Below are 24576 nucleotides of genomic sequence, written 5' to 3'. Positions count from 1 at the left end.
AGGGGGCGTCCCGGCACGTTGGCAAACACGTTCGCCACCCGCGACCTCGGCCGCCGCCTGGTCTACTCGATCAACCCCACGACCCTGACCGGCGCCGAGAGCCCGTACCTGACCTCGCTGGCCCTGAACACGTTCCTGCCCACGGACCGGACGCGGCCTCAGACGCCGCCTCAGACGCGGTCGAACGGCTCCGCATAGGCGAACGGCCCCTTGAGGGTGGGTTGATACGCGGTCAGGGGACGGACCTGGAAGTAGTCGCCCCAGGCCGGGTCGGGGGCCGTGATGCCGTACGCGCTCGCGGGGCGGAAGCCGAAGCGGCCGTAGTACGCGGGGCTGCCGAGGAGGGCCACCAGGGACTCGCCGAACGCGTCCGCAGCGCCCAGGATCGCGTGCATCAGCGCCAGACCCACGCCCCGGCGCTGATGGACGGGGTGGACGCTGAGCGGGCCGAGCCCGAGCGCGAGGTCGGGGCCGACATGGCCCCGGGTGCACACCACATGGCCGATCACGTCCCCGCGGTCGTCGGCCGCGACGAACGAGAGGGCGGGCAACCAGGCATCACACGTACGGAGTTCATCGAGGAGGGTGACCTCGACCGGGACCGCGCTCTCCAGCTTCCCGAACGCTGCCGCCGTGACGTCGCGTACACCGGCGATGTCGGAGGGGGTTTCTCGTCGGATCAGCATCGGCACAGGATGCGCGGCGATCGGCGGTCGGGGCAAGCGCATTTGGCGGTTGCGGCTGATCGCGCCTCCGTGACCGGCACGAGCGGGGCGGGCCGGCGCGGCCGGTGAGCCGCCGCAGATCAGCCGGTCGGTAGAGATCAGCGGGCGGCGAGGGCCCGTTCGGCCCGGACGTACGTCACGTCGTGATCGGCCAGGACGTTCGCGGCGACACCGGGGCGGGCCAGCAGGGCGAGCAGGAGGTGTTCGTCGCCGATGCGCTTGTCGCCGCGGCCGACCGCGATCCGCAGCGACCGTTCGAGCACCGACTTGGCCTCGGCGTCGAGCCGGCCCCGGGAGCGGCGGCGGCGCGGGGTGGCGGCGGCCAGGGCGCCGGCGCCGTGCTCCTCCTCCACACGGGAGACGACCGCGTCCACATCGATGCCGAGCCCCGCCAGCGCCTCCGCGTCCGTGGCCGAGATGCCGCCGCGGCGGCGGGCCTCGGCCAGGGCGCGTTCGATGGAGGCGCGGCGCGCGGTGGCACCCAGGGCGGCCAGGACGTGGGCGGCGGGGCTGCCCGTACGGTCCAGGAGCGCGAGCAGCAGCTCGGGCTCGCCGACCGGGGCGCCGCCCGTCCCGTCCGCCCGCCGGACGGCCCCGCGGACGACCTCGCGGGCACTGGTGGTGAACCTCTCGAACATCAACGCCTCCCGTGCTTCTTGTGAACCGCCTGACGGCTGACGCCCAGTTCGGCCGCGATCTCCTGCCACGACCAGCCCTTGGCGCGGGCGCTGCGCACCTGTACGGCCTCCAGCTGCTCCAGCAGCCGGCGCAGCGCGGCGACGGCGCGCAGTCCCACGCGGGGGTCCCGGTCGCCGGCGCGTGCGGCGAGATCCGTTGCTTCGGTCATGCCGTCAATTTATGTTGACACCCGGGTGGCGTCAACCCTGATTGACAACCCTGGTGGTAATCGGTTCGACGCGGCATCGGCGACTCCGGCAACCTCTCGCCATGAACCCCCATCACTGGCCCCTCTACGGGCTCCGCCTCCACACCCCGCGCCTGGAGCTGCGGCTGCCCGACATCCCCCGCACCGACGAACTGGCCGCCGTCGCCGCGGGCGGGGTGCACGATCCGGCGGAGATGCCGTTCAGCGTGCCGTGGTCCGACGCCGCCCCGGAGGAGCGCGGGCGGGCGACGTTCCAGCATGTGCTGCGCACGATCGCCGAGTGGCGGCCGGAGGACTGGACGCTGAGCCTCGCCGCGCTGCACGAGGGCACGGTGATCGGACGGCAGGACCTGTTCGCGGCCGACTTCGCGGTGACGCGGGAAGCGGAGACCGGATCCTGGCTCGGCACCGCCCACCAGGGGCGGGGCTTCGACACGGAGATGCGGGCGGCGGTGGCGCATCTGGCGTTCGCCGGGCTGGGGGCGCACAGCCTCACCTCGGGCGCGTTCGTGGAGAACGGGCGCTCGCTCGGCGTCTCGCGCCGCCTCGGCTACCGCCCCGACGGCCTGCGGACGCTCGCCGTACGGGGCGAGGCCCGGACGCTCCAGCGGCTGCGGCTGGACCGCGCGGCCTGGGAGGAGCGGCGCACCGTGCCCGTCGAGGTGCGGGGGCTGGAGCCGTGCCGGGAGATGTTCGGCGCGGCCCCAGGCCCCGAGCGCCGCTGATGCGATGACGCATGGCCCGATTTACGGTGGTTCGAGGGGATCGCGAAAGCGGGCAACGGCGAGATCATCGCGGTCGGCGAATCGTATGACTCCAGGTCCGCGGCCCAGAAAGGCGTCGAGTCGGTCAAGAAGAACGCGCCCTCGGCCGAGGTCAAGGAGATCCCGGCCGAAAAGGCGTAGGACCGCGCGCACGGCCCACGAAGCCGCGGGAAGCGCGGCGGGGTCACGGTAGCCGCGCCGTACGGCCGACGGCGTCCGTACGGCGCTCGCTACGCTCCCGTGCGTGACCAAGCCCCCGATATCCCAGGCTTGGACGGCGGCTCGCGCCCGGCTCCGGCGGGTCCGCACCGCAGCCGCGCGCTCCTGGTCGCATCCCCGGCTGAGGTGGCCCAAGCGCGTCGTCGCGGCCCTCGCGGGGTGTCTGGCGCTGTCCCTGCTCGCTGCCGGGATCGCGCCGCGTTGTGAGCGACGCGGGCGATCCGGAGCCCGGCACCCGCACCCGCGGCCGGGCCGCGGTGTGGCTCGGCCACGCCTGGGTGGACGGCCGCAACGGCGACGCCGAACTGGCCTCCCTGGCCCGGCGGATACGCGGCACCGGCATCCGCGACCTCTACGTCCACGCGGGCCCGCTACGGCACGACGGCACGCTGCCCGCGAAGCGCCACCCGCGCGCCGGGGGGGCTGCTGAAGGCCGTCCACCGTGAACTGCCCGGCGTCCGCGTACAGGCGTGGCTCGGCGACGTCCTGGCCACCGAGGTCCCGACCGGGCTGCGGCTCACCGATCCGCGCGGCCGGGCCCACGTGGTGCGCTCCGCCCGTCAGGTGCTCGACGCGGGCCTCGACGGCGTCCTCTTCGACCTGGAGCCGCTGCACTCCGGCGACCGCGACTGCCTCACCCTCCTCGACGACCTCCACGCCCTCACCCGCGCCCGCCGCGCCCCGCTCTCCGTCGCCGGGACGTGCGGCTCGCGCCGTTCGCCCGGGTCGCCTAGAACGCCGCCCGGGTGGCGGCCAGGAGGCGGGAGGTGTCGTCGGGGCAGATCATGAGGGCGCGGCCGACCGTTTCGAGGACCGCGCGCTCGGCGGGGCGGTAGGGGCCGTCGGCCACGGCGATGCGGGCGCCCTGGAGGAGGATCGCCTCGCGGCCGGTGGGGGCGAGGTGGGGGGCCAGGGGTTCCAGGGCCTCGTGCAGTTCGATGGCCAGCGCCGTACCGCAGGGGTCGAGGCCGTCGCGCTCGCCGGTGGCGGCACCGGGCAGGCGGCCGGTGTCGGCGGCGAGCGCCTCGATGAGCGCGAGGAGCTGGCCCTCGTCGCAGTCGGCGAACCCGGCGGCGCGCACGGCGGAGACCGCCACCTGCCGCACCGCCGTGGCCTCGGTGCCGCCCGCGGCGAGGACCGCGAGGGCGACGGTGTGCACGGCGTCGCGCAGCATCGCGGAGAACCGGGTGGTGGTGGGGTGGTCCAGGACTTCGGTGCCGAACCGGGTCGCGCAGGCGGCGCATTCGACGACCGGCGCGACCGGCCCTCGGGGCAGCAGCGGCAGGCCGAGCACCACGATGCGGCGGCGGCCGGTGCGGCGGCGGTAGTTGCGGTCGCCTCCGCAGTCGGGGCAGAAGAACTCACCATCGCCGACCGTCCGCCACAGGGTGCGGACGCCTACCACACATCGGTCCCGGTCACGGTGGGCTCGCGCGTGCACCACGTCACACCTCCATAACGCTTCGGCCACGTTGCCGCGTTGACGTGATGCTAGCCACATTCGTGATGTGCCGTCAGTACCCCGAACGGAGACAACAGGCCAAACACGAGGCCCCGCCCACCTCTCGCGGTGCACGGGGCCCCTTGTGGGTGACAAGGTCAGCGGGTGTTCACCGCCGTGCGCGGTTGACCGCCGAGACGACGGCCTTGAGGGAGGCGCGCACGATGTTGGCGTCGACGCCGACGCCCCACAGCACCTTGCCGTCGATCGCGCATTCGATGTACGCGGCGGCCTGGGCGGCCGCGCCCTCGCTCAGGGTGTGCTCGGAGTAGTCCAGCAGCCGTACGTCGATGCCGATGGCGGCCAGCGCGTTGAAGAAGGCGGCCAGCGGGCCGTTGCCGGTGCCGGTCAGGACGGTCTCGGCGCCGTCCACGACGGCCTCGACGGTGAGCGCGTCGGTGCCCTCGCTGGTGGTGGAGGTCTGGGCGGTTCGCAGCGCGATCCGGCCCCACTGGTTGTCCTCCGTCGGCAGGTACTCGTCCTGGAAGGTCGCCCAGATCTGGGCCGGGGTGACCTCGCCGCCGTCGGCGTCGGTCTTGGCCTGAATCGTCTTGGAGAACTCGATCTGCATGCGGCGCGGCAGATCCAGGTTGTGGTCGTTCCGCAGGACATAGGCGATACCGCCCTTGCCGGACTGCGAGTTGACCCGGATGACGGCCTCGTAGGAACGGCCGACGTCCTTGGGGTCGATGGGCAGGTACGGGACGGCCCACTCGATGTCGTCGACGGTCTTGCCCTGCTCGGCCGCGCCGGCCTCCATCGCCTCGAACCCCTTCTTGATGGCGTCCTGGTGGGAGCCGGAGAAGGCGGTGTAGACCAGGTCGCCCGCATAGGGGTGGCGCGGGTGGATCTGCATCTGGTTGCAGTACTCGGCGGTGCGGCGGATCTCGTCGATCTGCGAGAAGTCGATCTGCGGGTCGACGCCCTGGGAGAACAGGTTCATGCCCAGCGTCACCAGGTCGACGTTGCCGGTGCGCTCGCCCTGCCCGAACAGGCAGCCCTCGATGCGGTCCGCCCCGGCCATGATCGCCAGTTCGGCGGCGGCGACGGCCGTGCCGCGGTCGTTGTGCGGGTGCACGGACAGGCAGATGTGCTCGCGGCGGGACAGGTTCCGCGACATCCACTCGAACCGGTCGGCGTGAGTGGAGGGCGTCGAGCGCTCGACGGTCGCGGGCAGGTTGAGGATGATCTCGCGGCCGGCCTCGGGCTGCCAGACGTCCATGACGCCCTCGCAGACCTCCAGCGCGAAGTCCAGCTCGGTGTCGGTGAAGATCTCCGGGCTGTACTGGTAGCCGAAGACCGTGTCGTCGCCCAGGATCTTGTCGGCGTACTCGACCACCAGCCGGGTGCCGTCCACCGCGATCTGCTTGACCTGCTCACGGGTGCCGCGGAAGACGACGCGGCGGAAGGTGGGCGCGGTGGCGTTGTACAGGTGCACGGTGGCCTTGTGCGCGCCGCGCAGCGACTCGACGGTGCGCTCGATCAGCTCTTCGCGGGCCTGGGTGAGGACGGAGATCGTCACGTCCTCGGGGATCGCGTCTTCCTCGATGATCGACCGCACGAAGTCGAAGTCGGTCTGCCCGGAGGAGGGGAAGCCGACCTCGATCTCCTTGTATCCCATGCGGACCAGCAGGTCGAACATCTCGCGCTTGCGCACCGGGGACATCGGGTCGATCAGCGCCTGGTTGCCGTCCCGCAGGTCGGTGGACAGCCAGCGCGGCGCGGCGGTGATGCGGTTGTTCGGCCAGGTGCGGTCGGGGATGTCGACGGCCTCGTACGGGCCGTACTTGTGGATCGGCATGCCCGAGGGCCGCTGGGTGACGGTCGCGGCGGTGACGGGGGTGGGACGGCCTACGGCGCGCTGACCGGGATTGTCGGACGTGCTCATGATGCGTGGGCTCCTCTGCTGTCCGCTTGGACGAAAGTCCATGGGGCGGCCGACGGGGCGTAATCACCGCAACACCGAACTCCGCGGGGAGGGGGTCGGCCTACGACTACAGGCCCTCGCCGCGGCGGCTAAGAAGAAGCAGCCCGAAACGCATGATGTCCGGAAGCTTAACCGAGACGCGCGCGGCGCGGGGTCCCGTATCACTATGCGGACCACGGCATCCCGCGCGGGCGAATGGCCATGAACCACTCGATTTCATCAATCATGACCGCAAGGCGTGACAAGCGATCGACCCAGTGCGACATTGCCTGGATGGATGTCAACGCGAACTCCCGCAGCCGCGGTGTCTTCTGCACGATCGTGCCGCCGCATGTCCTCGACAAGCTGTCCCGATCCGAGGACTCCGCCCTCGCCGGCCCCGCCCGCCGCACCCTGGAGCGGGACGCCCTGGAGCGCACGCGCCGCCGGATCACCACCGTCCGCGGGATCGCCGCCCCCACCCTGGAGGGCGCGCGCTCCGACCGGCCCCGGCGCACGATCTACGACTCCCAGCACCAGGACACGCTGCCGGGCAAGAAGGTCCGCGGCGAGGGCGACACGGCCACCTCGGACGACTCGGTGACCCGCGCGTACAACGGGCTGGGCGCGACCTTCGAGCTGTTCCTCAAGGTCTACGGCCGCCACTCGATCGACGACGCGGGCCTCGCGCTGGACGCGAGCGTCCACTACAGCGAGGACTACAACAACGCCTTCTGGAACGGCGAGCAGATGGTCTTCGGCGACGGTGACGGCGAGGTCTTCCTCGACTTCACCATCCCCGTGGACGTCATGGCCCACGAGCTGACCCACGGCGTCACCCAGTACACCGCCAACCTGGAGTACTTCGGCCAGTCCGGGGCGCTCAACGAGTCGATGTCCGACGTCTTCGGCTCGCTCGTCAAGCAGCACGCGCTGGGCCAGAGCGCCGACGAGGCCGACTGGCTGATCGGGGCCGGGCTGCTGGCGGAGCGGGTCACCGGGGTGGCCCTGCGCTCGATGAAGGCCCCCGGCACGGCGTACGACGACGACGTCCTCGGCAAGGACCCGCAGCCGGCCACGATGGACGACTACGTGCGCACCTCACGTGACAACGGCGGCGTCCACATCAACTCCGGCATCCCCAACCACGCCTTCTACCTGGCCGCCACGGCACTCGGCGGCAGCGCGTGGGAGAAGGCCGGGCGGATCTGGTACGACGTGCTGACCGGCGGCGAGCTGTCGCAGGAGGCGCAGTTCGCCGACTTCGCCCGGCTCACGGTGGCCGCGGCGCAGGCCCGCTACGGTGAGGGCGAGGAGCGGGACGCGGTGCGGGAGGCCTGGGAAGGCGTCGGAATCACCGATCTGGACGCGCGCTGATCCTCACCCTCGGGGTACTGATGGACCTATGCGTATCTCCGTGACCCGCTCCGGCGGATTCGCCGGAATCGAGCGCCGGGCCGATCTGGACACCACCGGACGGCCCGACGCCACCCATCTGTCCGCCCTGGCCCACCAGGCCGTCGAATCCGGCGCCCCGGAGGCCACGCGCGGCGTCCCGGACGGCTTCCACTACGAGATCACGGTGGACGGCCGCACGGTCCACGCCGCGGACCCCCACCTCAGCGACGCCCAGCGCGAGCTGGTGCGGACGGTCCTGAAGGAGGGCACGTAGCGCGCGGGCTCGTAAGCCCCGCTCTCAGAAACCCAGCCTGCGCAGCTGCTTCGGGTCGCGCTGCCAGTCCTTGGCGACCTTCACATGAAGGTCCAGGAAGACCGGCGTCCCGAGCAGGGCCTCGATGTGCTTGCGGGACTTGGAGCCGACGTCCTTCAGACGGCGGCCCTTCGGGCCGATGATGATGCCCTTCTGACTGGGGCGCTCGATGTACAGATTGGCGTGGATGTCCAGCAGCGGCTTGTCCGCCGGACGGTCCTCGCGCGGCAGCATCTCCTCCACCACCACCGCGATGGAGTGCGGCAGCTCGTCCCGTACGCCCTCCAGCGCCGCCTCCCGGATCAGCTCGGCGACCATCACCTGCTCCGGCTCGTCGGTGAGGTCGCCCTCGGGGTAGAGCGCCGGGCCCTCGGGGAGCAGCGGGACGAGCAGATCGGCCAGCAGGCCCACCTGGCCGGCTCCTCTCCCGCCACCACCCTCATCCGAGGGACTGCGTCCCGCCCTCTCTTTTTCCGCGCCCACGGCCGAGACCGGGACGATCTCGGCCCACTCGATGCCCAGTTCCTTGCCGAGCCGGTCGATGGCCAGGAGCTGCTGGGCCAGTTGCTCGGACTCGACCAGGTCGGTCTTGGTGACGATCGCGACCTTGGGCGTCTTCTTGATCCCGGCCAGCTCGGCGGCGATGAAGCGGTCGCCGGGGCCCAGCTTCTGGTCGGCGGGCAGGCAGAAGCCGATGACGTCGACCTCGGACCAGGTGGTCCGTACGACATCGTTCAGCCGCTCGCCGAGCAGGGTGCGCGGCTTGTGCAGACCGGGGGTGTCGACGAGCACCAGCTGTGCGTCGGGGCGGTGCACGATGCCGCGCACGGTGTGCCGGGTGGTCTGCGGGCGGTTGGAGGTGATCGCGACCTTCGTCCCCACCAGCGCGTTGGTCAGGGTCGACTTGCCCGCGTTGGGGCGGCCGACGAAGCAGGCGAAACCCGAGCGGTGCGGGGTCTCCCGCTGCTCGGTCGGGGACGGGGTACCGGCAGTCATGGCCACCATTCTCCCCGATGCCCCGCCCCGCTCCGACCAGCAGTCCACCCACCCCGCCCGCGGGGCGGCGGATCAGACGGGCAGCGTGGTGCGCAGGGTGCCGTCGGTGCCCGCCAGCAGGAGGGGGGTGCCGGCCCCGCCGAGGTCGCGTACGGCCGCGCGGTCCTCGTCCGAGGCGGTCTCCGCCTCGGTCACCACGGCCGCGGCCTCCAGCGACTTCGCGCCGCTGGCGACCGCCATCGCGACGGCGGTGCGCACCGCGCTGAGCCGGAGCGAATCGAGGGCGACCGTGCCGGCGACATACGTACGGCCCGTCTCGTCGCGTACGGCGGCGCCCTCCGCGACGCCGTTGCGAGCCCGCGCGGAGCGGGCCAGCGTGATGATCTTGCGGTCTTCGGGGTCCAGCTGCGCTGCATCGCTCATACGGATGAGCATAGGACGGGGCGCTGACAGTGCGCTGACCGGGCGTGACACCGCTTGCGCGGCTCGCTTGGCGCGCATGGGCCCGCGCCGGGCCGCAGTGGCGACGGCCCGGCGCGGGCGGTTTCGGGGGCCCCGTGGCGCCGCTACGGGTACAGCGGCAGCGGCTGGAACGTCAGCGAAGCGGAGCCCGACGACGCGCTCAGTCCGGGCGCACCCGCGAAGGAGGCGGTGTACGTGCTGGCGGTCAGCACCGACGACGGGACGGTGACGTTGCTGCGCGTCGCCGTGCCGGAGGCGTCGGTGACCGCGCTGCCCAGGGCGACCGGGCCCACAGCGGTGTTGGCGACGAAGGTGAGGGTCTGGCCGGGGACCGGGTTGTTCGACGCGTCCCTCAGCGTCGCGCTCAGGGTCGGGATGATGAGCATGCCGTTGAACCGCAGCCGGATGGTGGCCGGGGTCGCGGTCACGGTGGTCCCGGTCGACACCATGCTCACGACCTGGGTGATCGTCGGTGAGGTCGAACCGGTGAAGCAGCCGTCGCCACCGTAGGTGGCGGTGACCGTGTGCGGTCCGGCGGTGAGGGCGCTGGTACTGACGGTGGCCTGCCCCGAGGCGTTGAGGGTGCCGGTGAGGGTGGGACCACCGCTGATCGCGAAGGTGACGGTCCCGGTCGGCGTGCCCGTCGCGGGTGGCACCGCGGTCACGGTGGCCGTGAAGGTCACGTTCTGGCCGGGGGTGGAGGGGTTGGGGGCGGAGGTGAGCGTGGTGGTGGTGCTCGCCTGGTTGACGGTGATGGGGACGGAGGCCGAGGACGAGGCCGCGACGCCGGTGTTCCCGGAGTAGGTGGCCGTCACCGCGTGCGTCCCCACCGGGATGGCACTGGTCGTCACACACACCTGACCACTCGCGTTCAACGTGCCCGTGAGCGTCGGACCACCCGCGATCACGAACGTCACCGTCCCGGTCGGAGTGCAGGTGCTCGGCGGTGCGACGGTCACGTTCGCGCAGATGGTCACCGGCTCGCCGCAGACGGACGGGCTGGGCGTGACACTCACCGAGGTGGCCGACGTGCCCTGGCCCACCGTGACCGACGCTGTGCCGCTGGAGCCCGCGATGTTCGTGCTGCCCGCGTACGTGGCCGTCACCGCGTGCGTCCCCACCGGGATGGCGCTGGTCGTCACACATGCCTGACCACTCGCGTCCAGCGTGCCCGTCAGGGTCGGACCGCCGGTGATCGCGAAGGTCACCGTGCCCGTGGGCGTACAGGTGCTCGGCGGCGACACCGTCACCTGGGCGCAGAGGGTGATCGGCTCGCCGCAGACCGGCGAGGCGGGAGACACCGTGACCACGGTGGTCGAGGCTCCCTGACCGACCGTGAGCGATCCGGCGCCCGTCGAGCCGGAGACGTCCCCGTTGCCGCCGTAGGTGGCCGTCACGGCGTGGATCCCCACTGGGACGGCACTGGTCGTCACGCACGCCTGACCACTCGCGTCCAGCGTGCCCGTGAGCGTCGGACCACCGGCGATAACGAACGTCACCGTGCCCGTCGGGGTACAGGTACCGGGCGCGACCGTCGCCACCTGCGCGCACAAGGTCACCGCCTCGCCGCAGACCGGTGAGGCGGGGGACACGGTGAGAGTCGTGGACGAGGACGCCGGGCTGACGGTGAGCGGCACCAAGGGCGAGTTGGACGCGGCGAAGGTGGTGTCGCCGCTGTAGAACGCGGCGACCTGGTGAGTGCCCACGCTCAGGGCGGGGACGGTGACGGAGGCGTTCCCCAAGGCGTCGAGGGTGCCCGTCGCCGTGGGCCCGTCCGCGCTGATGATGAAGGTGACCGTGCCGGTAGGTGTGCCGCTGCCGGGGGGCACCGCCGCCACGTTGGCGGTCAGCGTCACGGTCTCCCCGCAGACGGGCGCGGGCGGAGTGAAGGTGACGGTGGTGGTGGTCGCCGCCTGATTGACCTGCTGGATGGTCGTGCCGGACGAATTGTCCAGCGGGTCTGCGGTGTTGACGAAGTTCGCCGTGACCACATGGGAGCCGATGGCGAGAGACGAATCGGTGACGCTGGCCGTGCCGGAGTCCAGCCCGGTGGGGGTGAGCGTCACGGGGCCGAGGGTCGGGCCGCCGGCGATGACGAAGGTCACGTCACCGAACGGAGCGGTGCCGGCGGTGATGCCGGTGACGGTGGCGGTGTAGGTGACGGATTGGCCGACGACGGAGGGGTTCGGTACGGAGGTCACCGTGGTGGTCGACATGGAGGCGGCCGCCCTTCCTGTGCTCAGGGGGAGGTGAGCCGCCTGGCTCCGCGTGGCGTACACGCCGCGCGGAGCCACGGCCTCTGTCCGGGGGTGCCCATACAGCCGATCGGTCTACGTCAAGCAGACAAGCCGGCTGTCCCCCGACAGGGGTATGGGCGGCCCACCGGTCGGTATCTGCAAGTAAGCCGTCGCCTACGTCAGATGGGCCAGACCGCAGAGGGTGAATGCATCCGTATGGCGCAGCGCGACCTCGCACGTCCGTGCGCCTTCACGCGCGGGCGTGAGAGAGGGCGCCCCCGCGCCCGCGCCCGTCCCCCCGGCGGCTGCGAAACGGCACGCGTCGGCGCCGCCCCGGTGTCTCATGACTCGGTGCCTTACGACCCAGTGCCTTACGACCCGGTGCCTTACGACCCGGTGCCTTACGACTCGGCCGCCGCCGTCTCCCGCACCGGCTCCACCAGCACCGTCACGATGCGGTTGCGGCGGCCCGCCGGGGATTCGGCGGTCAGCCGAAGCGCCTTCAGGGCCGGGTCGGTGCCGCCCTCGGGGATGTCGACCTGGGCCGTGGCGCCCGCGATCGGCACGCGGCCCAGCGACTTGGCGAGCAGCCCGCCCACCGTCTCGACGTCCTCGTCCTCCAGGGCCGTGCCGTACAGCTCGCCGAGATCGCCGAGGCCGAGCCGGGCGGTGACCCGGTGGGTGCCGTCGCCGAGGTCCTCGACGGGCGGCAGTTCGCGGTCGTACTCGTCGGTGATCTCGCCGACGATCTCCTCAAGGATGTCCTCGATGGTGACGATTCCGGCCGTGCCGCCGTACTCGTCGATCACCACGGCCACATGGTTGCGCTCCCGCTGCATCTCGCGCAGCAGATCGCCCGCGTTCTTGGTGTCGGGGACGAAGGCGGCGGGCCGCATGGCGGTGGAGACCAGATCGGACTCGGACTCCCGGTTGATGTGGGTCTTGCGGACCAGGTCCTTCAGATAGACGATCCCGACGATGTCGTCCTCGTTCTCCCCGGTGACCGGGATCCGGGAGAAGCCGGAGCGCAGCGCGAGGGTGAGCGCCTGCCGGATGGTCTTGAAGCGCTCGATGGCCACCAGATCGGTGCGCGGCACCATCACCTCGCGCACCAGGGTGTCGCCCAGCTCGAAGACGGAGTGCACCATGCGCCGCTCGTCGTCCTCGATCAGCGACTCCTGCTCGGCGAGGTCGACCAGCGCGCGCAGCTCGGCCTCGGAGGCGAACGGGCCCTTCCGGAAGCCCTTTCCGGGCGTGAGCGCGTTACCCAGGAGGATCAGCAGCGGCGGGATGGGGCCCATGATGCGGGCCAGCGGGATCAGCACATAGGCGGCGACGGTCGCGGTGTTGAGCGGATGCTGGGCGCCGATGGTGCGCGGCGAGACACCGACCGCCACGTACGACACCAGGACCATCACGCCGATCGCGACCGTCAGCGCCTTCCAGGTCTCCGGGAAGCCGCGCACACAGGCGAACGTGACGACGGCGCCCGCCGCCACCTCGCACGCGACGCGCACCAGCAGCGCCACGTTGAGGTAGCGGGTGGGGTCCTCGGCGACCAGCATCAGCTTGGCGCTGCCCCGCCGCCCGTTGCGCACCGCTTCCTCGGCGCGGAACCGGGTGGTGCGGGCGAGGCCCGCCTCGGCGCAGGCCGCCAGCCAGGCGACCACCACCAGCAGGACCGCCGCCGTGAGGAGCTGCCCGTTCATCGGGTGGTGGGGGCCGGGGAGGGCCCGGTCAGACCGTACTCGGCCCGCCAGCCGTCGATGATCGCCGCCTGGAGGCCGAACATCTCGGCGCGCTCGTCCGGCTCCTCGTGGTCGTAGCCGAGGAGGTGGAGGACGCCGTGGACGGTGAGCAGTTGCAGCTCCTCGTCCATGGAGTGCCCGGTCGGCGCCTCCTCCCCCTGCTTCTTGGCCACGTCGGGGCAGAGCACGATGTCCCCGAGGAGACCTTGCGGCGGCTCCTCGTCGTCCTTGACGGGCGGCCGCAGCTCGTCCATCGGGAAGGACATGACATCGGTCGGCCCCGGCAGGTCCATCCACTGGATGTGGAGCTGCTCCATGGCGTCGGCGTCGACGACGATCAGCGACAGCTCGGAGAGCGGGTGGATACGCATCCGGGCCAGGGCGTAGCGGGCGACGTCCAGGATCGCGCGCTCGTCGATGTCCGTACCGGATTCGTTGTTGACGTCGATCGCCATGGGGTGGTTCGTCTTTTCTCGGGGTTCTCGGGGTTCTCGGGTCTGCTCGGTCTGCTCTGTCCGCTCAGGGAGGGTCACTGCCCGTTGCGGCTGTCGTACTGCTCGTACGCGTCGACGATACGGCCGACCAGCTTGTGCCGGACCACATCCTTGCTGGTGAGCAGGGAGAAGTGGACGTCGTCGACGCCGTCCAGGATCTCCCGCACCTGGCGCAGACCGCTCTTGGTCCCGCCCGGGAGGTCGACCTGGGTGACGTCACCCGTGATCACGATCTTCGAGTCGAAGCCGAGCCGGGTGAGGAACATCTTCATCTGCTCGGGGTTCGTGTTCTGGGCCTCGTCGAGGATGATGAACGCGTCGTTCAGCGTGTTGTGTGTAAGCAGGTAGTCCTCAGTGACATACAACGAGTCTTCCGCCGCGACCTGGATGCACACGGCCTCCTCACGGCCAGCGGGCTCGATGCTGTCGATGGAACGCATCGGACGACCACCGCCCCCGGCTGCGTGGTACTTGTCCCGCTTACGCGGTAGCCGGAACGGCTCGATGCCCTCTGGGAGTCGGATGTCCATGATGTGCGCGTCATGGCGGTAGCCGACATCACGGCCGTTCGCCTTGCCCGGCGTCCGGCCTGCCGCTGTCCGGCAGCGCGTGTACGCGACACCGCCCAGCGACCGGACCAGGGAGAGCACGTCATCCTTCAGCTGGGCCGACGTGGTGGTGTACTGGATGCGGCAGGTCCGGCCGACCTGGGCGACCGGTCCGCCGTCGGAGTCCAGCAGGCCCTGAAGGACGGCGAGCCGGACCTCCGCCGCGTTGTGCAGATAGCTTTCCGGGACGAACTTTGAATGCGAGCGGGTGCCGAGCAGCCCCAGGGTGCGCAGCACTCCTGTGACCGGGTTCTCCAAGGTGACGACGTCACCGGACGCCCGCACCCGGTTCAGGACGTAATCCACGCTCGACTTCCGGCGCATCTGGACACCGGGCAACGCCGCACCGAAGGCTGAGGCCAGCTCCGGGTCCTCGGTGGAGAAAGCGGGCGTGGTGGATCCGGTCAGGCAGCCGTCCCCGAGCAGCAGACCCAAGGCGTACGGGTCCATGGGGACCTCTCGCTCCGGGAAATGCACAGGCGCGGTGAGCATCGGAAGCTCGTACCTGCGGGCATGCGCGGCACGCAGTTTGCCGATCATCTGCCGGGTCTCGAGGACCCGCCACGGCTTGTTCCGGCGGCGGTCCGAGGCGGTGCGCACGGTCCACAAATGCTCGCCGCAGCACAGGGTCCGGGAACCGTCCTGGGCGGTGACACGGTAGATGTCCTTCTCACCCTGCGGGTAGACACCGAGGACCGGGGTCGGCTCGCCGTTCGATCCGATGACCAGGTCCCCCACCCGGAGGTCGCCTATCGGAAGCCAGCCGTCCGGCGTGAGGACCTTGGTGAAGACGGGCTGCGCACGGCCGCGCATATACGCCAGCGGGGCGACCTCGATCGTGCCCGCGGCCATCAGGCGCGGGATGGAGTCGGGGTCGAGCATGTCGTGCAGCGCGTCGTACAGGGGCCGCAGATACGGGTCGATCTTCTCGTAGAGGGTGCCCGGCAGGAAGCCGAGCCGCTCCCCCGCCTCGACCGCGGGCCGGGTCAGGATGATCCGGTTGACCTGCTTGGACTGCAGGGCCTGGACCGCCTTGGCCATGGCGAGATAGGTCTTGCCGGTACCGGCGGGGCCGATGCCGAAGACGACGGTGTGCTTGTCTATCGCGTCGACATAGCGCTTCTGGTTGAGCGTCTTGGGGCGGATGGTGCGGCCGCGGTTGGAGAGGATGTTCTGCGTGAGCACCTCGGCGGGCGTCTCGGCCGCCTCGCCCTCGCCGTTCTCGGCTGCGCGCAGCATGGAGATGGAGCGCTCCACCGCGTCCTCCGTCATCGGTTGACCGGTGCGGAGCACCAGCATCATCTCATCGAACAGACGCTGGACCAGGGCGACTTCCTCAGGGTCCCCGGTCGCGCTGACTTCGTTGCCCCGGACATGGATATCGGTCGACGGGAACGCCTTTTCGATCACACGCAGCAGCGAGTCACCCGACCCCAGAACCATGACCATCGGATGCTTGGTCGGGACCGTGAACTGCGCATGCGCCTGCGGTGCTGTGGTTGGTTGCGTCATGGGCTCGGCTCTACGGCCTGCTCCTACCTCCTGCGACAAGGGTTCTCGCTGCTCGACAACCTTGGGATACCAGGGTACGACGGGCCACCGACAACACCCGAGTGCTTTTGCTCCCTTCCGTTCATCACACCGTGCCCCGAACGCTGAAGTGCCTGGTGCGGGGCACGGGTGTTCACGCCCGGCGGAAGCCGATCGTGGGGACCGCCCGGCGCAGGAGGCTCGGGCGGGCGGCGGTGGGCAGCAGGCGGTCGAGGAAGGCGTAGCGGCGCAGCGCGCTCGGGGTCTGGTCGTCGTAGGAGCGGGCGTGCTGCCACCAGGCGCCGATCTCGCACCAGCCGGGCGCGGAGAGCGAGCCGCCGAACTCCTGGACGGACAGCGCGGCGGTCAGCCCGGCGAACGCGAGCCGGTCGGCGAGCGGCCACTCGGCGAGAGTGCCGGTGACGAAGCCCGCGACGAACACGTCCCCGGCGCCGGTCGGGTCCAGGGCCTCCACGGCGATCGCGGGCACCTCGGCGGTCTCGCCGGTGCGGCCGTCCACCGCGTACGCCCCCTCCGAGCCGAGGGTGACCACGGCGAGCGGCACCCGGTCGGAGAGCGCGCGGGCGGCGGCGCGCGGGCAGTCGGTGCGGGTGTAGGACATCGCCTCGGCCGCGTTGGGCAGGAACGCCTCGCAGTGCTCCAGGTCGGCGAGGTCCGCCGGGTCCCAGCGGCCGGTGTCGTCCCAGCCGACGTCCGCGAAGATCCGGCTGCCGTGCCGGGCGGCCTCGGCGACCCACTCCTCCCGGCGGCCGGGCACGAGGGAGGCGATGGCGGCCCGGGCCGGGGGCGGGCAGCTGGGCGCGGGCTCCTCGGGCGGCGGCGCCTCGTGGCCGTGGCTGACCATCGTGCGCTCCCCCTCGTACGCCATGGAGACGGTCACCGGGGAGTGCCAGCCGGGGATGGTGCGGGACAGCGACAGATCGATGCCCTCGCCGCGCTCCAGCGCGTCCCGGCAGTAGTCGCCGTAGTGGTCGTCGCCGAAGGCGGCGGCGAGCGAGGTGCGCAGCCCCAGCCGGGCCAGCGCGGTGGCCATGTTGGCGACGCCGCCGGGGCTGGACCCCATGCCGCGGGCCCAGGACTCGGTGCCGCGGACGGGCGCGGAGTCCAGGCCGGTGAAGATGATGTCGAGGAAGACGGTGCCGGTGAGATAGACGTCATAGCCCGGGTCGCCGGGGTCGCGGACGGCCGCCAGGGGATCGAGCAGGGGGCGGCAGGGCGATGGCTGGTCAACGTCGTGTGTCGTCACCGTGTGCTCCCAGGGAGGTCCGCTCTGTTCCGTTGCCGCCGTTCCGCGCCGCCGCTCTGCGCCGCCGTTCTGCGCCGCTGTTCCGCGCCGCTGTTCCGCGCCGCTGTTCCGCGCTGTGCCGCTGTCCGGGGTCGGTCACGGCTGCCGGGACGGATGCGGCCAGTGTGCCCGATGGCATACGCCCCGCGGCGGGACGGCGGCGCCGGGGGGTGTCTTGTGGATCAGTCCGGCGTGATCCACAAGACACCCCCTAACGCCGCTTCGGCACGGCCACGCTCATCAGGTCCTGGGCGACGGTCAGCTCCCCCTCGAAGCCCGCCGCCCGCGCCTGGCGCTCGAACTCGGCCGGGTCGCCGTAGCGCTGCGAGAAATGCGTCAGCACCAGGTGGCGTACGCCCGCCCCGGCCGCGACCCGGGCCGCCTGCCCGGCCGTCAGATGGCCGTGCTCGGTGGCCAGCGGCTCGTCCTCGTCCAGGAACGTCGACTCGATCACCAGCAGATCGCAGCCCTCCGCCAGCCGTTCCGCCCCCTCGCACAGCCGGGTGTCCATGATGAACGCGAACCGCTGGCCGGGCCGGACCTCGCTGACCTCCTCCAGCGTGACGGTGCGCCCGTCCCGCAGAATCGCGCCCTCCCGTTGGAGCCTGCCGACCTCGGGCCCGCGCACCCCGTGCGCCGCGAGCCGCTCCGGCAGCATCCGGCGGCCGTCGGGCTCGACCAGGCGATAGCCGTAGGACTCGACCGGGTGCGAGAGGCGAACCGCCTCCAGGGCGTACGCGGGGGTGCGGGCGATCACCTCGCCGTCACCGCTGACCGGCCGCTCGGTCAGCCGCACCGTCTCGCGATAGGCCGTGGCGTACCGCAGCCGGTCGAAGAAGCGCTGCCCGCTCGCCGGGTAGTGCGCGGTCACCGGGTGGGGGACCCGGTCGAGGTTGATCCGCTGGATGACTCCGGCGAGCCCCAGCGAGTGGTCCCCATGGAAGTGGGTGACGCAGATCCGGTTGATGTCATGGGCGGCGACCCTGGCCCGCAGCATCTGCCGCTGCGTACCCTCGCCGGGGTCGAACAGCACGCCCTCGCCGTCCCAGCGCAGCAGATAGCCGTTGTGGTTGCGGTGCCGGGTCGGCACCTGGCTCGCGGTGCCGAGGACGACCAGTTCGCGCGTGGACAACGGGACTACCCGGGGGGCCAGTTGAGGCCGCGGCCGCCGAGGACGTGGGCATGCGCGTGGAAGACGGTCTGCCCGGCGCCCGAGCCCGTGTTGAACACCACCCGGAAGCCGGTGCCGTCGATCTTCTCGTCGGCGGCGACCGCGCTCGTCTCGCACAGGATGTCCGCGGCGACCTGCGGCTCGGCGGCCGCCAGGGACGCGGCGTCCGGATAGTGCGCCTTGGGGATCACCAGGACATGCGTCGGGGCCTGGGGGTTGATGTCGCGGAAGGCGACGGTGGTGTCCGTCTCACGGACGACGGTCGCCGGCACCTCCCCCGAGACAATCTTGCAGAACAGGCAGTCGGCCTGCGGTTCTCCCGCCACCGGTGGCTCCTCACGGATCGTCGGCTGGATCATCGGCACTTACGGATCATCAAGGGTTTCGGACGGGATGCTACCGGGCCTCCCGCAGGGCGGCCCGCTCGAACCAGATGGTGATCAAGGGCGGCACCCAGCCCGCGTGCGTGAGCACCTGGAGGACCACCCGGTCCGTCCACGGGACGGTCACGATCAGCACCGCGCACACCGTGCACCACACCGCCTCGCAGGGTGCGGTCGAGGCGGCCGGGGCGGCGCAGCGCGCCGTCCACGTCCCAGGGGTGGTTGGTGGCGGCGAGTACGAACCACCCCTCGTTGGCGTCCGCGTCGACCCCGTCCAGTTCGGCCAGCAGCTGGTTGACGGTGGTGCGCAGCCCGCTGTGGCGGAGCTGGCTGCGCTTGGCGCCCAGGGCGTCCAGCTCGTCCAGGAAGAGCACGCAGGGGGCGCTGCGGCGGGCGGTCTGGAACAGTTCGCGCATGTTCCGTTCGGAGTTCCCGATCCACATGTCGAGCACGTCGCTGATGCTGACCGACATGAAGTGGGCGCCCAGTTCCCCGGCCACGGCGCGCGCGATGTACGTCTTGCCGCAGCCGGGCGGCCCGTACAACAGCAGCCCGCCGCGCAGGCTCTTGCCGTACAGCTTGCGCAGCTCGGGGTTGCGCATGGGGGCGAGGAAGGCCGCGTCCAGGCGCTGTTTGACCTCGTCCATGCCGCCGATGTCGGCCAGGCGCACACCGGTGCGCTCCACCTCCCACGCGGAAGTTCCCCCGGGGTCGTCGGAGCCGTCGGCGGCCAGCGGCCGGTGCGGCTCGGGGGCGTCAGGGGTGTCCGGCGTCTCGACGAAGCGTGGCGGGACGACGTCCGCCAACTCGCCCTCGGCCCGCCGCCAGTCGTAGGAACCGCGTCCGGAGGAATCACGTCCGGACGCGGGACCGGGAGCGCCTCGCGGCGGCGCGGGCGGGGCCGCCGGGGCGGGAACGCGCGGGTCCACCGGCGCGGGGGCGGGCGGGGCCGTGACGGCGCGCGCCATCAGGGCCTGCGCTTCGGCGTTCCCGGGGTCGCGCTGAAGGGCCGCCGCGGTCTGGGATATCGCGTCCTGCCCGAGCCCGCCCTCCAGCAACAGCCCGGCCAGGTGCAGCCGCAGGGGCACGTCGTCCGGGGCGGCGGCGACGGCCGCGCGGAGGCTCTGGATCAGCGGTGACTCGTCCGGCATGGCGCACAGCTTATGCGGGCCTATGTGCCGGGTGCGGTGGTTCTCCGGTCCCAGGGGTGGGTGGGTGTGGCCCCGTCCCGGGGGTGGGTGCGGGCCGGCGTGGGGCTCCCGGTGTCGTCGCCGCCGTCGCACTCGCCGATGACGTTGGCCTCGAACACCTTGGCTCCCGCGACACTGCCGGTCAGATCGCCGCGTACGCAGTGGTTCTTGCGCACATAGGTGACCCTGCCGCCGATGCCGATGGACTTGTCGTCCTCGGTCCTGCCGCGGCAGTTCACGGTGGCGTCCGTGGTGCCCGAGTCACCGGTGCCGGAGGCCGAGGCCCCGGCGGTGGGTCGGGTCTTGAGGTCCGCGTTGCAGGTCAGCCAGCGCACCCCGACGCCGCCCCGCTCCAGGGCGGAGGTGCCGACCTTGTCCGTGGTGATCGATACGGCGATCGCGGTGACCCCGCCGTCCCTCGGCTCACACCCCGTGGCCGCGACGGCCGCGGCCACGGCGGCCACGGCGGCCAGCAGCGTCCGTCCGCGCCGCACATGATGGCTCAATACCCCCATAGGGGACAGGTTCCCATCGCGCGTGGCGAACCGGAAGACCATCATCGGCCACGTGGCGGTGCGCCTCTAGCCCCAGCGGCCGGTGCGCCCCAAGAGCAGTGCGGCGGCGGCCGTTCCGGCCGTGGAGGTGCGCAGGACGCTCGGGCCCAGCCGGTACGGCCGTGCGCCCGCCGCGGCGAAGGCCGTCAACTCCTCGGGCGAAACGCCCCCTTCGGGGCCCACGACGAGCACGATGTGGCCCTCGTGGGGCAGTCGGGCGGTGGCCAGGGGGTCGCTGCCCTCCTCGTGGAGCACGGCCGCGAGGTCGGCATCGGCGAGAAGTCGGGCAACCTCCTTGGTCGTCATCGCGTCCGCGACCTCCGGGAAGGTCAGCCGACGGGACTGCTTGCCCGCCTCGCGCGCGGTCGACCGCCACTTGCCGAGCGCCTTCTGCCCGCGCTCACCCTTCCACTGGGTGATGCAGCGGGCGGCCGCCCACGGGACGATCGCGTCGACGCCCGTCTCGGTCATGGTCTCCACGGCCAGCTCGCCGCGGTCGCCCTTGGGCAGCGCCTGGACGACGGTGATCCGCGGGTTCGGCGCCGCCTCGTGGCGTACGCCGTCGACCTCGACCAGCAGCCGGTCCTTGCCCTCGACGGCCGCCACGGTGCCCGAGACGCCCGTACCGGCGCCGTCCGTGAGGATCACGGCCTCACCGGCCCGCAGCCGCTTCACCGACACCGCGTGCCGTCCCTCGGGGCCGTCGAGCGCGATACGGGCCCCTGTGGCCGCTCCCGCGAGGGAGTCGGCCACGAACACCGGGGCGGTCACGACACCACGCCTCGCGGGGCCTGGAGCCCGTGCGTGGCCCCCGCCGCGTCCAGTTCGGCGGCCAGGGTCTCCACCAGCCGCGCGGCGGGCAGGTCACGGGCCAGTTGGTGCCCCTGCCCGGCCCACAGCGCCATCGCCTGCTGATCGCCCTGCTGGGCCGCCGCCTTGCGCAGCCCGGAGGTGAGGTGGTGCAGCTGGGGGTAGGCGGCCGGGGCGTACGGGCCGTGGTCGCGGATGAACCGGTTGACCAGCCCGCGCGCCGGGCGGCCGGAGAAGGCCCGGGTCAGCTCGGTCCGGCCGAACCGCGGGTCGGTGATGGCCCCCTTGTGCAGCGCGTTCGCCCCCGACTCGGGGCAGACCAGGAACGCGGTGCCCAGCTGCCCCGCGGCCGCGCCCGCCGCCAGCACCGAGGCGATCTGCGAACCGCGCATCAGCCCGCCCGCCGCGATGATCGGGATCCGCACCGTCTCGCGCACCAGCGCGACCAGCGACAGCAGCCCGAGGACGGCGCCGGGGGCGTCGTCGGCCGGGTCGTTGCGGAAGCCGCCCTGGTGGCCACCGGCCTCCACGCCCTGGACACAGACGGCGTCGGCGCCCGCCCACTGGGCGGTCTCCGCCTCGACGGCTGAGGTCACGGTGACGACGGTCCGGGTGCCCACCCGGGCGAACGCCTCCAGCACGGTGCGGGTGGGGCAGCCGAAGGTGAACGAGACCACCGGGACCGGGTCGTTCAGCAGGATCGCCAGCTTGGCTTCGTACGCGTCGTCCGAACCGGACTCGGGGTCGCCGAGGGCGGTCCGGTAGTGGGACGCCTCGCCCGCGAGGCGCTCGGCGTAGACCGCGACGGCGGCCGCGTCGCCGGGCGACTGCGGCATGAACAGGTTGACGCCGAAGGGGCGGCCGGTCAGCCCGCGCAGCTGCTTGATCTCCTCGTGCATCGCCTCCGGCGTCTTGTAACCGGCGGCGAGGAAGCCGAGGCCCCCGGCCTCGCAGACGGCGGCGGCGAGCTGCGGGCAGGAGGCCCCGCCGGCCATCGGAGCCTGCACGATCGGGTACCGGGCGAGATCGGTCAACGCGGAGGACATGGGCACATGGTGCCATGTCCCCCGCGGCGAACCGTCACCGGATCAGCGTCACCGAAGGCGTCGCGCGACGACGCCTACCGTCCGTTGAACGCGTCCTTCAGACGCGAGAACAGCCCCTGCTGCCCCGGCTTGGCTGCATTCCCCCGGGGGGGGCAACCCCCGGACCCCCGGCCGGGCGCCTACCGTCCGTTGAACGCGTCCTTCAGGCGCGAGAACAGCCCCTGCTGCCCCGGCTTGAATTCCCCTGTCGGCCGCTCCTCACCCCGCAGCTTGGACAGCCGCCGCAGCAGCTCCTCCTGCTCCGGGTCGAGCTTGGTCGGCGTCGTCACCTCGACGTGCACGATCAGATCGCCCCGGCCGCCGCCGCGCAGATGGGTGACGCCGCGCTGGTGCAGCGGGACCGACTGGCCGGACTGGGTGCCGGGCCGGATGTCGATCTCCTCCATGCCGTCCAGCGTCTCCAGCGGCACCTTGGTGCCGAGGGCCGCCGCGGTCATCGGAATCGTCACCGTGCAGTGCATGTCGTCGCCGCGCCGCTGGAAGACCGGGTGCGGCACCTCGTGGATCTCCACGTACAGATCGCCCGCCGGGCCGCCGCCCGGGCCGACCTCGCCCTCGCCCGCGAGCTGGATGCGGGTGCCGTTGTCCACACCGGCCGGGATCTTCACGGTCAGCGTGCGCCGCGAGCGGATCCGGCCATCGCCCGCGCACTCCGGGCACGGGGTCGGCACCACGGTGCCGAAGCCCTGGCACTGCGGGCACGGCCGCGAGGTCATGACCTGACCGAGGAAGGACCGCGTCACCTGGGAGACCTCACCGCGGCCGCGGCACATGTCGCAGGTCTGCGCCGAGGTGCCCGGCGCCGCGCCCTCACCGCTACAGGTCGTGCACACCACGGCGGTGTCGACCTGAATGTCCTTGGTGGTGCCGAACGCGGCCTCGTTCAGCTCCACATCGAGGCGGATCATGGCGTCCTGGCCGCGTCGGGTCCGGGACCGCGGGCCGCGCTGCGAGGCGGTGCCGAAGAAGGCGTCCATGATGTCGGAGAAGTTGCCGAAGCCCGCGCCGAACCCACCGGCGCCGCCCGCGGCCGAACCCGACGGGTCCCCGCCCAGGTCGTAGACCTGCTTCTTCTGCGGGTCCGACAAGACCTCGTAAGCGGCGTTGATCTCCTTGAACCGCTCCTGGGTCTTCGGATCCGGGTTCACGTCCGGGTGCAGCTCGCGTGCGAGCCGGCGGAATGCCTTCTTGATCTCGTCCTGCGAGGCATCGCGCTGCACGCCCAGGACTGCGTAGTAGTCCGTCGCCACTTACGACTCCGCCAGGATCTGTCCGACGTAACGTGCCACTGCGCGTACCGCTCCCATCGTTCCGGGGTAGTCCATGCGGGTCGGTCCGACCACGCCGAGTTTGGCGACGGCCTCGTCGCCCGAACCGTAGCCGACCGCGACGACCGAGGTGGAATTCAGCCCCTCGTGAGCATTCTCATGCCCGATGCGCACGGTCATACCCGAGTCTTTGGCCTCGCCGAGCAGCTTGAGGAGGACGACCTGCTCCTCAAGTGCCTCCAGCACGGGCCGGATCGTCAGGGGGAAATCATGCACGAAACGCGTGAGGTTCGCGGTGCCGCCGATCATCAGCCGCTCTTCGGTCTCCTCGACAAGCGTTTCGAGCAACGTCGCCAGCACGGTCGAGACCGTCCCCCGGTCCTCCTGCTCGAAGGACTCCGGAAGATCCTGCACCAATTGCGGCACATCCGCGAACCGCCGCCCCACCACCCGGCTGTTGAGCCGGGCCCGCAGATCCGCCAGCGAGTCGTCGCTGATCGGAGCCGGGCAGTCCACCACGCGCTGCTCGACCCGCCCGGTGTCGGTGATCAGCACCAGCATCACCCGGGCCGTGGCCAGCGGCAGCAGCTCCACATGCCGCACCGTCGAACGGGTCAGCGACGGATACTGCACCACCGCGACCTGCCGGGTCAGCTGCGCCAGCAGCCGGACGGTGCGCCCCACCACGTCGTCGAGGTCGACGGCGTTGTCCAGGAAGTTCTGAATGGCCCGCCGCTCCGGCGCGGACAGCGGCTTCACCCCCGCCAGCCTGTCCACGAAGAGCCGGTAGCCCTTGTCCGTGGGGATGCGCCCGGCGCTGGTGTGCGGCTGGGCGATGAAGCCCTCGTCCTCCAGCGCGGCCATGTCGTTGCGCACCGTGGCCGGGGAGACCCCCAGCCGGTGCCGCTCGGTGAGCGCCTTGGAGCCGACCGGCTCCTCGGTGCCCACGTAGTCCTGGACAATGGCACGCAGCACCTCGAGTCTGCGTTCGCTGAGCACCC

Annotated in this window: 24 protein-coding genes and 2 pseudogenes; 6 read left to right on the top strand and 20 right to left on the bottom strand. The window is 71.8% G+C overall.

All coding sequences use genetic code 11. The annotated features are described in order from the left end of the window. Nucleotides 1–198, top strand: a pseudogene (locus tag ASC60_RS20665) (hypothetical protein); the annotation flags it as partial. Here ASC60_RS20665 and ASC60_RS20660 read toward each other — a convergent pair. From ASC60_RS20660 to ASC60_RS20650, 3 genes are all read right to left on the bottom strand, one after another. Then, nucleotides 171–686, bottom strand: a complete 516-nt coding sequence (locus ASC60_RS20660; protein WP_055553145.1) for a GNAT family N-acetyltransferase — start codon at nucleotides 684–686, stop codon at nucleotides 171–173. The pseudogene ASC60_RS20665 and the gene ASC60_RS20660 sit on opposite strands and share 28 nt — an antisense overlap. A 137-nt stretch (nucleotides 687–823) precedes the next feature. Further along, nucleotides 824–1363, bottom strand: a complete 540-nt coding sequence (locus ASC60_RS20655) for a Clp protease N-terminal domain-containing protein (protein ID WP_055553052.1) — start codon at nucleotides 1361–1363, stop codon at nucleotides 824–826. Next, complete coding sequence (locus ASC60_RS20650) at nucleotides 1363–1572, bottom strand: helix-turn-helix domain-containing protein (protein WP_055553048.1); 210 nt, start codon at nucleotides 1570–1572, stop codon at nucleotides 1363–1365. The genes ASC60_RS20655 and ASC60_RS20650 overlap by 1 nt, the downstream gene beginning before the upstream one ends. 101 nt (nucleotides 1573–1673) lie before the next feature. Here ASC60_RS20650 and ASC60_RS20645 point away from each other — a divergent pair, with 101 nt between their 5' ends. The 3 genes and pseudogenes from ASC60_RS20645 to ASC60_RS20640 form a co-directional block, all read left to right on the top strand. Further along, a complete protein-coding gene (locus ASC60_RS20645; protein WP_055553045.1) occupies nucleotides 1674–2336 on the top strand; it encodes a GNAT family N-acetyltransferase in 663 nt (220 codons plus the stop codon). 39 nt (nucleotides 2337–2375) lie between these two features. After that, entirely contained in the window at nucleotides 2376–2516 is a 141-nt protein-coding gene (locus tag ASC60_RS39430; RefSeq protein WP_079038510.1) for a YegP family protein, read from the top strand. Between the two features lie 103 nt (nucleotides 2517–2619). After that, nucleotides 2620–3290: pseudogene (locus tag ASC60_RS20640) on the top strand (hypothetical protein); the annotation flags it as partial. A gap of 34 nt (nucleotides 3291–3324) precedes the next feature. On the opposite strand, the gene ASC60_RS20635 reads toward ASC60_RS20640, so the two are convergent. Next, nucleotides 3325–4038, bottom strand: coding sequence for a TerB family tellurite resistance protein (locus tag ASC60_RS20635; protein ID WP_055553040.1), 714 nt, complete (start codon nucleotides 4036–4038; stop codon nucleotides 3325–3327). A gap of 166 nt (nucleotides 4039–4204) precedes the next feature. After that, nucleotides 4205–5983, bottom strand: a complete 1779-nt coding sequence (gene leuA / locus ASC60_RS20630; protein WP_055553035.1) for a 2-isopropylmalate synthase — start codon at nucleotides 5981–5983, stop codon at nucleotides 4205–4207. Between the two features lie 312 nt (nucleotides 5984–6295). Between leuA and ASC60_RS20625 the strand changes: the two genes are divergently transcribed. Both ASC60_RS20625 and ASC60_RS20620 read left to right on the top strand, forming a co-directional pair. Next, nucleotides 6296–7378: a M4 family metallopeptidase gene (locus tag ASC60_RS20625; RefSeq protein WP_055553028.1), complete on the top strand. Its 1083-nt coding sequence runs from the start codon at nucleotides 6296–6298 to the stop codon at nucleotides 7376–7378. Nucleotides 7379–7406: 28 nt separating this feature from the next. Beyond that, nucleotides 7407–7673: a protealysin inhibitor emfourin gene (locus tag ASC60_RS20620; RefSeq protein WP_055553023.1), complete on the top strand. Its 267-nt coding sequence runs from the start codon at nucleotides 7407–7409 to the stop codon at nucleotides 7671–7673. A gap of 24 nt (nucleotides 7674–7697) precedes the next feature. Here ASC60_RS20620 and ASC60_RS20615 read toward each other — a convergent pair whose 3' ends face one another. The 15 genes from ASC60_RS20615 to hrcA all read right to left on the bottom strand — a co-directional run bounded on the left by ASC60_RS20615 (nucleotide 7698) and on the right by hrcA (nucleotide 24574). Further along, a complete protein-coding gene (locus ASC60_RS20615; RefSeq protein ID WP_055553020.1) occupies nucleotides 7698–8717 on the bottom strand; it encodes a GTPase Era in 1020 nt (339 codons plus the stop codon). 63 nt (nucleotides 8718–8780) lie between these two features. Further along, the gene (locus ASC60_RS20610) at nucleotides 8781–9143 is read right to left on the bottom strand and encodes a cytidine deaminase (protein ID WP_370592946.1); all 363 of its coding nucleotides are present in this window, start codon (nucleotides 9141–9143) and stop codon (nucleotides 8781–8783) included. Nucleotides 9144–9274: 131 nt separating this feature from the next. Next, complete coding sequence (locus tag ASC60_RS20605; protein WP_055553018.1) at nucleotides 9275–11386, bottom strand: Ig-like domain-containing protein; 2112 nt, start codon at nucleotides 11384–11386, stop codon at nucleotides 9275–9277. A gap of 422 nt (nucleotides 11387–11808) precedes the next feature. Continuing rightward, nucleotides 11809–13116, bottom strand: a complete 1308-nt coding sequence (locus ASC60_RS20600; protein ID WP_055553016.1) for a hemolysin family protein — start codon at nucleotides 13114–13116, stop codon at nucleotides 11809–11811. Next, nucleotides 13113–13610, bottom strand: a complete 498-nt coding sequence (gene ybeY / locus ASC60_RS20595; protein ID WP_055553014.1) for an rRNA maturation RNase YbeY — start codon at nucleotides 13608–13610, stop codon at nucleotides 13113–13115. Before ybeY ends, ASC60_RS20600 begins: the two co-directional genes overlap by 4 nt. A gap of 74 nt (nucleotides 13611–13684) precedes the next feature. Next, nucleotides 13685–15769, bottom strand: a complete 2085-nt coding sequence (locus tag ASC60_RS20590; RefSeq protein ID WP_055553012.1) for a PhoH family protein — start codon at nucleotides 15767–15769, stop codon at nucleotides 13685–13687. A gap of 172 nt (nucleotides 15770–15941) precedes the next feature. After that, the gene (locus ASC60_RS20585; protein ID WP_055553008.1) at nucleotides 15942–17054 is read right to left on the bottom strand and encodes a carbohydrate kinase family protein; all 1113 of its coding nucleotides are present in this window, start codon (nucleotides 17052–17054) and stop codon (nucleotides 15942–15944) included. Nucleotides 17055–17304: 250 nt separating this feature from the next. Further along, entirely contained in the window at nucleotides 17305–18225 is a 921-nt protein-coding gene (locus tag ASC60_RS20580; RefSeq protein ID WP_055553005.1) for a ribonuclease Z, read from the bottom strand. A 5-nt stretch (nucleotides 18226–18230) separates the two neighbouring features. Next, complete coding sequence (locus tag ASC60_RS20575; RefSeq protein ID WP_055553141.1) at nucleotides 18231–18590, bottom strand: histidine triad nucleotide-binding protein; 360 nt, start codon at nucleotides 18588–18590, stop codon at nucleotides 18231–18233. Nucleotides 18591–18619: 29 nt separating this feature from the next. Further along, on the bottom strand, nucleotides 18620–19798 hold the full coding sequence (locus ASC60_RS20570) for a 26S protease regulatory subunit (protein ID WP_234357040.1): 1179 nt from the start codon (nucleotides 19796–19798) through the stop codon (nucleotides 18620–18622). Nucleotides 19799–19818: 20 nt separating this feature from the next. Further along, nucleotides 19819–20331, bottom strand: a complete 513-nt coding sequence (locus tag ASC60_RS20565; protein WP_234357039.1) for a hypothetical protein — start codon at nucleotides 20329–20331, stop codon at nucleotides 19819–19821. A gap of 87 nt (nucleotides 20332–20418) precedes the next feature. Then, nucleotides 20419–21162: a 16S rRNA (uracil(1498)-N(3))-methyltransferase gene (locus ASC60_RS20560; protein WP_055553001.1), complete on the bottom strand. Its 744-nt coding sequence runs from the start codon at nucleotides 21160–21162 to the stop codon at nucleotides 20419–20421. Further along, nucleotides 21159–22247, bottom strand: a complete 1089-nt coding sequence (locus tag ASC60_RS20555) for a nitronate monooxygenase (protein WP_055552996.1) — start codon at nucleotides 22245–22247, stop codon at nucleotides 21159–21161. Before ASC60_RS20555 ends, ASC60_RS20560 begins: the two co-directional genes overlap by 4 nt. A 179-nt stretch (nucleotides 22248–22426) precedes the next feature. Then, nucleotides 22427–23557, bottom strand: a complete 1131-nt coding sequence (gene dnaJ / locus ASC60_RS20550) for a molecular chaperone DnaJ (RefSeq protein ID WP_055552992.1) — start codon at nucleotides 23555–23557, stop codon at nucleotides 22427–22429. Further along, nucleotides 23558–24574, bottom strand: coding sequence for a heat-inducible transcriptional repressor HrcA (gene hrcA, locus ASC60_RS20545; RefSeq protein WP_055552987.1), 1017 nt, complete (start codon nucleotides 24572–24574; stop codon nucleotides 23558–23560). Nucleotides 24575–24576: the final 2 nt, after the last annotated feature.

Origin of the sequence: Streptomyces sp. NBRC 110028 (assembly GCF_001417735.1) — a bacterium.
Classification (GTDB): domain Bacteria; phylum Actinomycetota; class Actinomycetes; order Streptomycetales; family Streptomycetaceae; genus Streptomyces.
This window is presented reverse-complemented; position numbering and strand designations above follow the sequence as displayed.